Source organism: Chryseobacterium echinoideorum (genome assembly GCF_007474535.1).
Lineage (GTDB): Bacteria > Bacteroidota > Bacteroidia > Flavobacteriales > Weeksellaceae > Chryseobacterium > Chryseobacterium echinoideorum.
This window is the reverse complement of the sequence record NZ_VKNW01000018.1, coordinates 24,017-36,700: the sequence shown is the minus strand read 5'-3', so window position 1 is coordinate 36,700 and position 12,684 is coordinate 24,017. Positions and strand designations below refer to the sequence as shown.

At 34.1% G+C, this 12,684-nt stretch carries 8 protein-coding genes and 2 pseudogenes; 7 read left to right on the top strand and 3 right to left on the bottom strand.

All coding sequences use genetic code 11. From position 1 onward, the window contains the following. Window positions 1-85: 85 nt before the first annotated feature. Window positions 86-746, top strand: a pseudogene (locus FOL89_RS17140) (site-specific integrase); the annotation flags it as partial. 228 nt (window positions 747-974) lie between these two features. Here the strand turns inward: FOL89_RS17140 and FOL89_RS17135 are convergent. Both FOL89_RS17135 and FOL89_RS17130 read right to left on the bottom strand, forming a co-directional pair. Beyond that, window positions 975-2,858, bottom strand: coding sequence for a UvrD-helicase domain-containing protein (locus FOL89_RS17135; protein WP_144283972.1), 1,884 nt, complete (start codon window positions 2,856-2,858; stop codon window positions 975-977). Between the two features lie 10 nt (window positions 2,859-2,868). Further along, window positions 2,869-5,019, bottom strand: coding sequence for an ATP-dependent endonuclease (locus tag FOL89_RS17130; protein WP_144283971.1), 2,151 nt, complete (start codon window positions 5,017-5,019; stop codon window positions 2,869-2,871). Window positions 5,020-5,340: 321 nt separating this feature from the next. Here FOL89_RS17130 and istA point away from each other — a divergent pair, with 321 nt between their 5' ends. Both istA and istB read left to right on the top strand, forming a co-directional pair. Then, on the top strand, window positions 5,341-6,891 hold the full coding sequence (gene istA / locus FOL89_RS17125; RefSeq protein ID WP_144283970.1) for an IS21 family transposase: 1,551 nt from the start codon (window positions 5,341-5,343) through the stop codon (window positions 6,889-6,891). 12 nt (window positions 6,892-6,903) lie between these two features. Beyond that, a pseudogene (istB, locus tag FOL89_RS17120) lies at window positions 6,904-7,653 on the top strand (IS21-like element helper ATPase IstB). On the opposite strand, the gene FOL89_RS17115 reads toward istB, so the two are convergent. Continuing rightward, complete coding sequence (locus tag FOL89_RS17115; protein ID WP_144283969.1) at window positions 7,622-8,446, bottom strand: hypothetical protein; 825 nt, start codon at window positions 8,444-8,446, stop codon at window positions 7,622-7,624. The pseudogene istB and the gene FOL89_RS17115 sit on opposite strands and share 32 nt — an antisense overlap. A gap of 1,152 nt (window positions 8,447-9,598) precedes the next feature. On the opposite strand from FOL89_RS17115, the gene FOL89_RS17110 reads away from it, so the two are divergent. From FOL89_RS17110 to FOL89_RS17095, 4 genes are all read left to right on the top strand, one after another. Further along, window positions 9,599-9,859, top strand: a complete 261-nt coding sequence (locus tag FOL89_RS17110; RefSeq protein WP_144283968.1) for a helix-turn-helix domain-containing protein — start codon at window positions 9,599-9,601, stop codon at window positions 9,857-9,859. Window positions 9,860-9,884: 25 nt separating this feature from the next. Next, window positions 9,885-10,205, top strand: a complete 321-nt coding sequence (locus tag FOL89_RS17105; RefSeq protein ID WP_185147006.1) for a hypothetical protein — start codon at window positions 9,885-9,887, stop codon at window positions 10,203-10,205. 298 nt (window positions 10,206-10,503) lie between these two features. Continuing rightward, entirely contained in the window at window positions 10,504-10,971 is a 468-nt protein-coding gene (locus tag FOL89_RS17100; RefSeq protein ID WP_144283967.1) for a very short patch repair endonuclease, read from the top strand. Next, the gene (locus FOL89_RS17095; protein WP_228444953.1) at window positions 10,955-12,682 is read left to right on the top strand and encodes a DNA cytosine methyltransferase; all 1,728 of its coding nucleotides are present in this window, start codon (window positions 10,955-10,957) and stop codon (window positions 12,680-12,682) included. Before FOL89_RS17100 ends, FOL89_RS17095 begins: the two co-directional genes overlap by 17 nt. Window positions 12,683-12,684: the final 2 nt, after the last annotated feature.

The following is a 12,684-nucleotide window of genomic DNA, read 5'->3' as shown; positions in this document are numbered from 1 at the left end:
AAATATTTGAATGTCAGAAACTTAAATATACGAATTATTGCTATTTTTTACAAAGTTTATCTCAATTATTATCCCGAACTCAGGTTATCTTAAGAATTTCAAAAAGATTATCCGTTTGTGTATGGCGCACGGTTGGATCACTAAAGACCCTTTTCTGGGCTACAAATCAAAGATCAAAACTGTGGAGCGTCCTTATCTTACCAAAGAAGGAATCCAAGGTGATCTATGAAAAGAAATTTGCATCAGATCGATTGAACCAAGTTCGAGATATCTTTCTTTTCAGCTGCTATACCGGATTGGCTTATGTGGATGTCAAGCAATTATCAAAATCTAACATAAACATTGGGATTGATGGCGATCAATGGATTTTTACCCATCGTCAAAAGACCGATACTTCAACTAGGGTTCCGTTATTGCCTTTGGCTCAGGAGCTGGTTTTAAAATATGAGAATCATCCGCAATGTGTCAATTCAGATGTTCTGTTTCCTGTTCTCAGCAATCAGAAAATGAATTCTTATCTCAAAGAAATTGCGAGTCTCTGCGGTATAAATAAGGATTTAACATTCCATATCGCAAGGCATACGTTTGCTACTACTGTTACTTTGTCAAATGGTGTTCCCATTGAAAGTGTAAGTAAAATGCTGGGGCATACGAATATAAAAACGACCCAGCACTATGCTAAAATTTTGGATAAGAAAGTGAGTGATGACATGGCGGTTCTAAGGGGTCGACTTAAAACTAAGTAATGGAAAAGGATAGTTGAATTTAGTCAATACAAATTTGATTATAACTGTCAGATCAAGTATTGACTAATTTAGCTAATTCATATAAATATATAAGTTTTTTCCTATAATGGTAATTATATCAGTTTTAATGGTAATGTCTCACTAGCTCACACACTTTATGGGATAGTGTCGGGAGGAATGTCTCATACATGGTGCTTAAGTATGTATATGCACATTATAAATATTCCTTTATAAAATAATTTCCAGCTCGTCTTCTCTAAACCATCCGTTGCCAATGACATTTTTCTTCAACTCTTCTGGTAAATCTGTATAACCAACTATTGCTAAGCTTTCTTTAGCTCTACTACAAGCGACATAAAATAGCCGCATTGTTCTATCTATTCCCGTTTCTTTACCTTCATCTATGTTTTTCTTGTCAGTGGGAGTAAGTGGCTTTAAACCAAATAATTTATCATAGCTAAACATAAAGCCTTTGGACTCTTCATCATCAATAATAACCATAACTCGTTCAAACTCTAAACCTTTAACACCTTGATGTGTTCCGAATTTCGATTCTTGGTTGATATACTCATTATACTTTAAAATTTCGACAAAATTTGCTTTCAATGCTTCCTCCCAAGCTTTTAAAACGTCATCATCTTCCGATGTTTCATCGTCTTCAATCTCAACATCTGAATCAACATTAGCTCTTTTCAAAACTACTTTTAGTACAGATGGAATTTTGAACAAATTGGTTTCTTGAATTTTTTCTAGTATCTCCATTAATAATGGACAATTATCTTCATTCCATAAAGACAATAGTTCATTGACCTTGCCATTTACAGTATGTAATATTTCTAATTTATTATCATCATTTTGTAATGTCTGCTTATCTATTAAATGAGAATGCTGCTTTACAATATTAGCAATCTCAAATTTATTCTTCTTCATATGAGCCTTATGTAAGGGCAAAATTATTTTTGTAAATAAATTAACAGAAGATGAAGATCCGTCTAACAAACTTGTTTTTAATTTATCAACGCCATAAAGAGGTGCGAAAAAGTTGGAAAACCCAATTCTACTTGCAGCCATATGATGCTCTAATGTTAAAGTCATAACTTCAGAATCATCGCCGCTCCATTTATCATCTTTTGCTGCTTCCTTCATTTTATGGCGGATAAGCTCTTCTGCTTCAAATTTATTTTTAGCACGAGAAACGGCAAAGAATCTAACAATTCCACCTGTATTTTCAAGCCGTGGCAATTGTTCCTGTCCATCTATGTCCTCTCTAATTTTATTTATAAGGTCAATTATTCTGGACTTTGAACGATGATTCATTTTTTTTGCAGGCTTAATCCATTTTTCTGGTAATGCAATTCCCAGATTTTCTTTTCCATCTGAATAAATTCTCTGCATCGTATCTCCAAATAATCCTAAGGAAAATCTTTCTTCATATTGACTTTGAAGTTCAAATAGTGCATCGATTAAATCCTTTTTAGTATCCTGACTTTCATCTATAAGGATAACAGGGTATTTGTTGATTAGAATTTGTTTGAACAAGTCTTTTGATTTAATAAAATCAGCAGTAATAGAAATTACCTCAGTATGATTTAAAGAATCTTTCGTTAAATTATCCCCATTTGGGTTATAAATGAACTTTTTAATCGTTTCAAGCGATGCAAGTCTTTTATTTTTAGATTCTATTTTTTTTGCTCTACCAACAGAAGTCTTATTATTTAGATTTCTACTTTTAGATTGTTCTACTTCTAATTCTGCTATTTCAATAATTAAATTACTCTTTATCCAAGCTTTGATATCGGGCGTAAAGCTTTTTATTAACTCCCAACAGAAACTATGAATTGTGCTAACATTAAGTATTGAACTATATTCTAGCCTATGAGTAATTTCATCAGCTGCTGCGTTAGTATAAGTAATGATTGCAATTCTTTTATTTCTTAATTTATATTCGTCTCCAAATTCATTTTTAAAGCGAGCAAGTACATTTACAAGTGTTCTTGTTTTTCCTGAACCTGCACCTGCAAAAAGGAAAAAGCTTTGAGGTGATGAGGGTTTAATACTTTTGTAAATCACATCATCAACTGGAGCGTCTATTTCATTAGTATATTCAGCCATTAACTTATGTTTAGTTGATTAATCCTTGTTTATTACTTTTTAATTGTTCTTCAATCCAGTCTAAACCTTCTTTTATATAAGAAGGAGTTTTAATCTTTTTGGGATCTTCAAAATATAGAACATCTAAGGCAAATTCTGCTTTTTTAGCTTGTTTCTCGTTAATGATTGTATATGTCTCTTGTACTAACTCTATTAAATCCTCTTTTTTAGTGGCTTCCACCATTTTTTTCAAAAGACCTGTCGCATCAGCAATAGCTTTAAAATTGTCCTTGTTTTCAATTACCAATGCATCTTCAAATGTGTAGGGATAAACAATGATTTTGTTGTCTCCATTATCAAATTCAAGCGGTTTTTGATAAGCTATTCTAATTGGTAAATCTTTTTTGATTTTATCTTCTGAGCTTAAATTCAACAGATCGTCTAACAGCTCTTTTTGTGGATGCCAAGTTTTGAGGGTATCATTATTAGTTTTAAAATTTTTCTTTAGTTCTGGTTGACATTTCTTTCCATTATCGTTAGGATTGATAGAATCAACATCAGTAATAACCAAACAGATCAGGCCTAATTTTTCAATCAAGGACTTTAATCTGTGCGCATGACTTCCGCCAATCTCTAAAATTGTCACATAACAGCTATCCAACAAACAATTTTCATTCTTTATGAAATGTGGTACTAGAATTCGTTCGGCAGGACCTTCCACTAAAATAACAGCATCAGCAAAAAACAAATCGTTATGTGTTGTATTCAGATATCGAATCACAAATTTTTCTGTTTCTTTATCTTTTTCGCCAAAAACTGATTTTAGACTAATCACTTCTGATGTAGGAAGAGCTGAAGAATTATTTCTTTTAAAATATCTTAAACTTTCAAATTTTTGGTGAGCAATGTAACTGGAATGCGTACTAATGACTAATTGCGTTGTAAAATTTTTATTATCTTTTAAATTCACATTATTTCGCAATACCTCATAAGCCTTTTTAATAAAAACCTGTTGCACTTGTGCATGTAAATGAGCTTCTGGTTCTTCTATTAAAATCAAATGTAATGGTTCTATAACTTCATCGTCAGTTATTGCATTTTTACCGACTCTCATCCATTCGTCTCTGAAACGTATTAATTTGAAGATGATTGATATGAGATTTTGATATCCTAACCCATTATACTTTTCAGGCAACGATAAATCTTTATCAAGATAATATTTTACCGCTGAATCATGCTGTAGACCATCAGCCGTTGAAACTTTAGTTGATAATTGAATTTGAGGATTACCAAATCCAGGATAATTCAACCCTTCAAGTTCTGAAAGAGATGTCTTAAAGCTTTCTTTTAAATTCTTATCAAAATCATCTTGAGCATTATTGATTGACTCTAATGCATCTATATCTTTTTCAGTTGGCTCTAATGTTGGATTAAGATGTTTGTCATAGTAAGCTCTTAATTGTGAAGATAAATTCCTGCTATTACTTTCAACATTTTCTGAATTTGCATCACTGAATCCTCTTTGAGCATTAATAATATCTATTTTTATTAGACCCTTTAAAACATCTCCATCTAACGGAATATTATTATCTAACAATTCTTGCTTTTCATCATACTTATCAGGATCAAGCAAATAAGTTTTGATTGTAAAATAAGCGCTAAGTTTACGTTCACAAAAATCCCAAAATGTCTTTGGCCATAACTTGAAATCTTTTCCTTTTTCTTGTGAAAGCTTGTTTGATTTATTATAAAGAGTTAGAAATTCTTTTGTTAATTCACCCATATCCCTAGGCTCAAATCGTAGCCTAATTCCTAACAGACCTCCTTTCCAATCCAAAGTAGGAATTATATGACTTACATAATGAAGCTCCGAATTTTCAACTTCAATCCATAAATCTAACACTGGAAGATATTTTTCTAATAGTTTTATAGACTTATCTTCTTCCTTCAGCTCATCCACTTTAATCCAGTTTTCTCCAATCTCATTTAAACTTTTCCAATGACAAAGTGTAAAATCTTGGGGTTTGAAGCTTTTCGTTTTAAGGAAAATCATCAAAGCATCCATTGCGGTAGTTTTACCACTATTATTTGCCCCTACAAAAATTGTTTCTTTTTCAGAAAAATCTATTTTACAAGATTGTAGTTTCCTGAAATTTTGAATCTGGATAGAATTTATTTTCATGATTTGAGAACAGTTATTAGTTTTTTATAATTATAATCCTTTAATTTTCATATACAAACAAATATAAATAAATATCAATTTAATTAATTATGGAAAACCATAAAATAGAACGCCACAATTTATATGTTCAAATATGCAGAGTGGAAAAGACGGTCAAATTGACCACCTAATTTCGGTTTAAATTGACCACTGATTTCGGAGCAAAGTGACCACCACTTTCCGGTCCAAAATGACCACCTGTTATTTGGGTTATATTTGAGATAAAAACGACTTGATTTTTTCATGATGTTAGCGTCATACATTCGTTAAAAAAAGCGGATTATGGCAAATAAAATAACAGACATGAGTAAAATTAGAAAAGTCATAAAATTCTACAGCAATGGAAAGAGCAAGTTATTTATAAGCAGCTATTTATCCCTTTCCAGAAATACCGTAAAAAAATACATTTCATTATATGAGATCCTGGGCTTGAGCCTTGATGCGATCAATACCAAGACAGACGCCGAACTGGAACTTTTGTTTTCCAATAACACGGTTCAGACCATCAATCCTAAACTCCAGTCCCTGTACGATTTTTTTCCAAAGATGGAACGTGAGCTCAAAAAGGTAGGGATCACTATACATCATATGTGGGAGCAGTATCTTGTACTGCATCCTGATGGTTTTCAGAGTTCACAGTTCCGGCATCATTACAAGATCTGGGGCAAGCGTGTGAACCCGGTGATGCATATGAATCACAAATCCGGTGACAAGATGTATGTCGATTATGCAGGAAAAACACTCTCCATTATTGATAAGGAAAGCGGGGAGCTCAAGGAAGTTCAGTTTTTTGTAGCTATCCTTGGAGCAAGCCAGTACACGTATGCTGAGGCTTCTATGAGCCAGCAGAAGGAAGATTTTGTACGATCTGTAGAAAATGCCATCCGCTTTTTTGAAGGCACACCGGCAGCGATCGTTCCTGATAATTTAAAATCCGCAGTGATCAAAAGCAGCCGTTTTGAACCCACCATCAATGAGACCCTTGCCGATCTGGCCGAACATTATGAAACGACCATCTTGCCTGCCAGGGCTTACAGACCGAGGGATAAATCCTTGGTAGAGGGCGCGGTCAAGATCCTGTACAGAAGGATCTACGCCAACCTTCAACAGGGATCTTGCGGTCTGGATGAACTAAATAGTGAGATCCGGGTTCTGTTGGACTCTCATAACAAACGCAAGCTCACAGGACGTCCTTACTCCCGCTACGAGCTGTTCCTGGAGGACGAGAAGCAGCAGCTGCGCCCACTGCCTGAGCGTCGTTTTGAGATCAGGTACCAATCCTTTGCAACAGTGATGCAGAACGGGCACGTACAGTTGAGCCGGGATAAGAACTACTACAGTGTTCCGTACCAGTATATCAAGAAGAAGATCAAGATCCTATACACATCTTCCACCGTGGAGATCTACTATAAATACAACAGGATCGCAATGCACAGACGCAATTACAAGCCTTACGTCTACACGACCATTACAGAACATCTGGCCAGCACCCACCAGTTCGTTGCCGGATGGAGTGCTGCCCGCTTTATCGATTGGGCCAACAGTATTGATACTGCAGTGGGAGAATATATCCTCCAAATTATCGACAGTCGGAATCATCCCGAGCAGGCCTACAAAAGCTGCCTGGGAATCCTGAACTTCGAAAAAAAAGTAGGCAGGGAACGATTGATAAATGCCTGTAAACGGGCATTGGATTTTAAGATCTACAGCTTTAAGACCGTACAGAAGATATTGGAGAACAATCTGGATCAGATGATCGATTCGGAAAAAGAAGAAAAGGAGCAGGAACTGCCTGATCACGGCAACATCAGAGGAAAACAATATTATCATTAAATACCAACAGTTATGAACGAACCGACAGTGAGCAAAATGAAGCAAATGAAGCTTTACGGCATGCACAATGCCTTTAAGACCGCTATTGAAAGCGGAAGGACAGACCATTATACCCTCGACCAGTTTATATCGATGCTCATCGATGCCGAATGGGATGAGAGGCACAACAGGCGCATAGAGCGAAGCATCAAAAATGCAAAGTTCCATTACAAGTCCAGTATTGAAAGTGTCAACTTCGATGACACCCGCAATCTCGACCGTAATCTGGTAATGCGTCTTGCAGGATGTGAGTTCGTAGAGAAAAATGAAAACATCCTGATCACAGGAAGTACAGGCGTGGGTAAAAGTTACCTGGGAACTGCGTTGGGCTATCAGGCCTGTATCGAAGGCTTCAAGGTCAATTATTTTAATACTTCCAAGCTGTTTGCCAAACTAAAAATGGCAAAAGCAGACGGGTCATACCTGTGCGAACTTGCAAAAATACAAAGACAGGATGTGATCATCCTTGATGATTTTGGTCTTCAGGCATTGGACAGTGCCAACAGGATAACCCTTCTGTAGATCATAGAAGACCGTCACAACAACGGATCCATCATTGTAACATCGCAGATCCCGGTGCAGGGCTGGTATGACATCATTGGTGAAAAGACCATTGCTGATGCTATTCTGGACAGACTTATCCATCAGTCTCACCGCCTGGAACTCCAAGGGTGGTCAATATCACTGGAATTTACACGTATTTCCATTCATTCTTACTATTAACAATCATTTCTATTAATGTCATCCATAAAAGCCAATACTGGTCAGCCTTAAAATCTCGAATAATTTTATTTAAAATTGAGTCATTTTCATCTTCTAAATATTTTGAATAGGACAAAAGTCCAATTCTTAAAGTCCATATATGTTGTAAAATTACTTTTTCATTTCTTGAATTATCTTTAACTAATTTTATAGCAATGTCAATTAAATTAATAAGTTCATCCTTTTGACTATTTTCATCATCAAATGATGAGAACCAGAGAACATCTTTGTATTTATAGTTTTCAAGAAAATTAAAAGCGTCGTCTTGATACAATGTATATTTTATCTGTCTATTCCAATCAAGCTGAAGTTTTTGCTGTTGATCATTTTTAACAGCCACAAGTAAACGACTTCCTTTTATTTGCGATTCTAATTTAGCTGAATGAACTAATGCTTGACTAATTATAAAGTCTTTTGTGAGATTAGGAGCTGTTTGTCTATCTTCAACGTTCACAATTCCTACACTCATTGCACCACGTGGTAAAAGAAAAAACTTTGACAATTCATCATAAGAAGCATTTTTGGATAAACATTTTTGATAGATTGCACCAAGGCAATTGATTAAGTCTTCTCTCGAATTAGAATACGCCAACAATGAATCGGAAAACAAATGACCGCTTACCGTCGGTTTTTTTTTTATTTCTTTAAATGCAATATTATAAAAATCATTTAAGATCACTCTTGCTTTATCTTCGTCTGAGTCTACCATTTGACTAAATCCAAGCAAGTCAATAAATGCAAGTATTTTTTCCATAATTTAATGAATATATTTTTAAATAATTATGCTATTTCTAATTTAGAAAAGTTTTTTGAAACGGGAAATACAAAATTTCTGCTTCACAGTTCAACCAAGCTAGTGGTGTGTCAGTTACCGAATAACAAAACATCTAGGTTGGATATACTATTTCCATTATCTAAGTATCAAAGTAATTCAAATATAATCAATATTCATATAAGAAATTGATGGGATATTCCTTCATAAACCTGTGTGATTTAAATACAGGTCAACTGGAAACCTGCGCAAAAAGTGTACAGGTCAATTTAAAACCTGCTCAAAAATTAAGCAACCCAACACCAATCCTGCGTAAAAATTTAACAGGATATATAAATGCGTGTTCAAAATGTAAACATCCGTATTTCTAAATTGTATCCAAGAAGTATAGCAGCTCAATATCCCTGCTTAAAAATTGCGCCACTTTTTTGAAAACCTGCTCAAAAATATTACCACAAAACGTTTACCTGGCTCAAAAAGTGAGCTGTTCATCACTAACCCGGCGCAGAATTTGAGCCGGATACTGTCGATGCGGCTCAAAAATTAAACCGCCATATTGCTAAACTGTATCCAAGAAACTATAGCAACTCATATCCCTGCGCAAAAATTGAGCACCCTTTTTGAAAACCGGCTCAAAATTGTTACCACAACACGCTTACCTGGCTCAAAAAGTAAGCCGGTCATCCCTAACCCGGCGCAGGATTTGAGCCAGATACTGTCGATACGGCTCAAAAATTGAGCTGCCCTGAAGTCATTGTATTTCTGCTTTTTTTATTTTAAAAAGTAATTAATACAACTGGTTAATAATCAATAAAATGCAGTCACATTTCAGAGCTCTGAAAAATCGGCGGTACAATTAAGCAAGATGTGTCTTTGTATATACAAACTTTTCAAGTTTTATATCCAAGACTCTCTTGCCTTTTTTGCAAAAAGGGGAAAAGACTTCGGAACTCGTCTTTTTTCTTGTAAACCATCTAGTAGATTCCAATTTATTCTTTTTTAATCTCCAAAAGATTCCTGCATCATCCAGATTGTTCTTATTTAGACCACGCCCTTATAACACTATTGTTTTCAATGTTTTAATGCTACAAATTTGTAGAAGAAAACCAAGTCAAAAATAAAAATGAAGTAGTTATGATCGTAAACCTAATCACCAAAGAAGACCTTCAGGAATTTAGAACCGAATTGCTGGAAGACCTACAAAACCTATTTCAGATCAAGATTTCCCAGCAGAAACTATGGCTGCGTTCATCAGAGGTCAAAGTGCTTCTGAAAATCTCCTCCGGAACATTGCAGAAGCTACGGATCAATGGAACTTTATCTTACATCCGTGTCGGCGGGACACTATATTACAATTACAAAGACATCGAAGAAATACTGAAGAAGAAGCAATGATATTTCGAAGCACCGAAACTAAATTATGAATTATATTAAACATCTTACAGCTTTCTATGAAAAGGTGGCTCAGGATAATACGCTTAATCCATCGCACATCAGCCTCTATTTAGCCTTATTCCAGTTCTGGAATTTCAGCCGTTTCCGAAATCAGGTCAGTATTTCCCGCGATGAAGTGATGCGTATCAGTAAAATCCGCTCAAAAGCCACCTATCATAAATGCCTGAAGAATCTCCATTCTTCGGGCTATATTGATTATCAGCCTTCCTATAATCCGTTTCAGGGAAGCCAGGTGGTGATGTTGGATTTTGCTGGGGAGTTGAAGTGTGCTAAAAAGCAGACATGAAATAAAGCAATTTTTTTGAAAATTATTAAAACGAATTTTATGCAAGCTTAACTGATTTCATAATATGGTACAGCTTATCGCCAAAACTTTATTGTGTATTTCTCTGAACTAACTTGTCTTTATTTGATATAGAAAAACATAGGAATATAAATATCAATCGAAAAGCTTAATTGAATAAGTATTTTGATTAAATTTAAAGGTTTATATAGTAATTACGGAAAACCGTAAAACAATTTGTGAATTTTATATTATTTTAGCTTGAATATGACCAATATAAATTAAAATGGGGCGTGAGATAATGGAATATAAACGAGATGGAAGATCTCCAATCCCAGAAAAAACATCGACATCTAAAGTGATGAGTGCTAATAAGGGAAAAAACACCAAGCCCGAATTAGCTCTGAGAAGTGCTTTATGGAGTAACAATATAAGGGGTTATAGATTACACCTAAAAACTATACCAGGTAAGCCAGATATAGCTTATTCAAAAGATAAATTAGCAATATTTGTTAATGGATGTTTTTGGCATCAATGTCCTTATTGTAATAATCGAGTGCCTAAATCAAACACTGAGTTCTGGCAAGCAAAATTCTTAAAAAATAAAGAACGTGATTTGAAAAAACAAAAAGAATTAAAACTTTTAGGATGGTCTACCATAACAATTTGGGAGTGCCAAATAAAGAAGAATATTGAAGCTTGTGTAGAAATTGTTAAAGAAAGATTAGAAAATCAATCAAAAACGAAATTCAGTGAAAAAAATAAATAAATCATTAACTATCATAGATTTCTTTTGTGGAGCAGGAGGTTTTTCAGAAGGTTTTAGACAGATGGGATTTAATATTGTTCAGGGATACGATCATTGGAAACCAGCTGTAGATACTTTTAACCACAATTTTAACCTTCAATGTGAAATAAAAAATATTTTAGATTTTGAAAATTCAATAGAGGAAATTGAGAATATACCTAATACATCGATAATTTTAGGAAGTCCGCCTTGTGTCAGTTTTTCCTCTTCAAATAAGTCAGGTAAAGCCGATAAAAAATTAGGATTACGTTTAATTAAGACCTTTTTAAGAATTGTTGCTGTAAAGAAGCATCAAAGTAATTCTATTCTTGAAGGATGGTTTATGGAAAACGTGGTTAATTCTAAGAAGCATTTACAAGAAGTATACACATTTACTGATTTAAATCTTGCAGAATGGGCATTAGAGAATGGTAAATCTCCTGAAGATGAAGCGTTAAGACTCTTATCAAATACGTTTATTATAAATTCTGCAGATTATGGTTCACATCAATCGCGTAAAAGATCTATTTCTGGAGAAATAATCTCTAAAAGAATTTTTATTATTCCTACACCAACACACATAGAAAAAGGTACTTCTTTAAATTCTTGGAGAACACTAGGGCAACTTATTAACAAGCTACCACCTCCTAGTTTAAAACCATTCGTAAGCGATATTATTGATCCCGTTTATCCAGAAATAAAAATAAAAGCGATAGAACTTACTGACCATTTTTACGATAGTGGGCTTTATGAATGTGAATGGAGACAATCAAAAGAATTGAAAACAAATCATCATTGTATGGGGAAAATGTCTTTTCCCGAAAACTTGGATAAACCTAGCCGAACAGTAACAGCTACAAAAAGTGGAACATCTAGAGAAGGTCTGATATACAAATCAGATTATATTCGTAAAGGAGATGGGGAATATCGATCTCCTACGGTTAGAGAGATTGCTTCTATTATGGGCTTTCCAATTACATATCAATTTACGGGGAATTTGTATGCAAAATGGAGACAAATAGGTAATGCCGTTTGTCCTACTGTTAGCAGGGCATTGGCTTTGGAATTTTTAAAACAAAATGATTATTCAATACCTGAAAAGTTATTTGTACAACAAGAGATTAACTTAAACGGTATAATAAATTTAAATTCATTTGAAGAATACATTTTTACCAATCCTCCTAAAAGAACTAAAGACTCAAAATACAGAAGGCATCCCATTAAAGACGGAAATCTAACAGTTACACTTTCAAATTTCAACATTGTATCTAATAAAGGAGATATTAGAAAATGGAGAACTTCTATTCAATACGGTACAGGTGTTAATTTTAAACATCAAGAAGTTTCAGATGGGTTTTATAAAAGCATAGAAGAATTAATAAAAAAAGAAGTTAAGGAAGGAGAAAAATTTATAAAGATTATTAACAATGGTTTTTCTGAAAAAATTGCAAATTCATCCTTAATGCAGAAAATGTATGAACAGCAAAAATCTGAAAATGGTAAAAGAGAACCCACTTATCTAATGGAAGACCTAAAAAAAATAATCAACGAAACTGAATTAGATAAAGAAATATATACTCAAGACCAATCAAATTCAATATTTAAGTTCAAAGAAAAAATTCCACTGAGACAAATCTTGGCTTTATATGGAGTAAACAAGATTTCAACACTAGCAAATAAAACTCTGAATTAATA

Bases quoted from the DNA above. Each gene is read 5' to 3' on its own strand.
- FOL89_RS17135 (WP_144283972.1), bottom strand. From the start codon at position 2,858: ATGGCTGAATATACTAATGAAATAGACGCTCCAGTTGATGATGTGATT.
- FOL89_RS17130 (WP_144283971.1), bottom strand. From the start codon at position 5,019: ATGAAAATAAATTCTATCCAGATTCAAAATTTCAGGAAACTACAATCT.
- istA (WP_144283970.1), top strand. From the start codon at position 5,341: ATGGCAAATAAAATAACAGACATGAGTAAAATTAGAAAAGTCATAAAA.
- FOL89_RS17115 (WP_144283969.1), bottom strand. From the start codon at position 8,446: ATGGAAAAAATACTTGCATTTATTGACTTGCTTGGATTTAGTCAAATG.
- FOL89_RS17110 (WP_144283968.1), top strand. From the start codon at position 9,599: ATGATCGTAAACCTAATCACCAAAGAAGACCTTCAGGAATTTAGAACC.
- FOL89_RS17105 (WP_185147006.1), top strand. From the start codon at position 9,885: ATGAATTATATTAAACATCTTACAGCTTTCTATGAAAAGGTGGCTCAG.
- FOL89_RS17100 (WP_144283967.1), top strand. From the start codon at position 10,504: ATGGAATATAAACGAGATGGAAGATCTCCAATCCCAGAAAAAACATCG.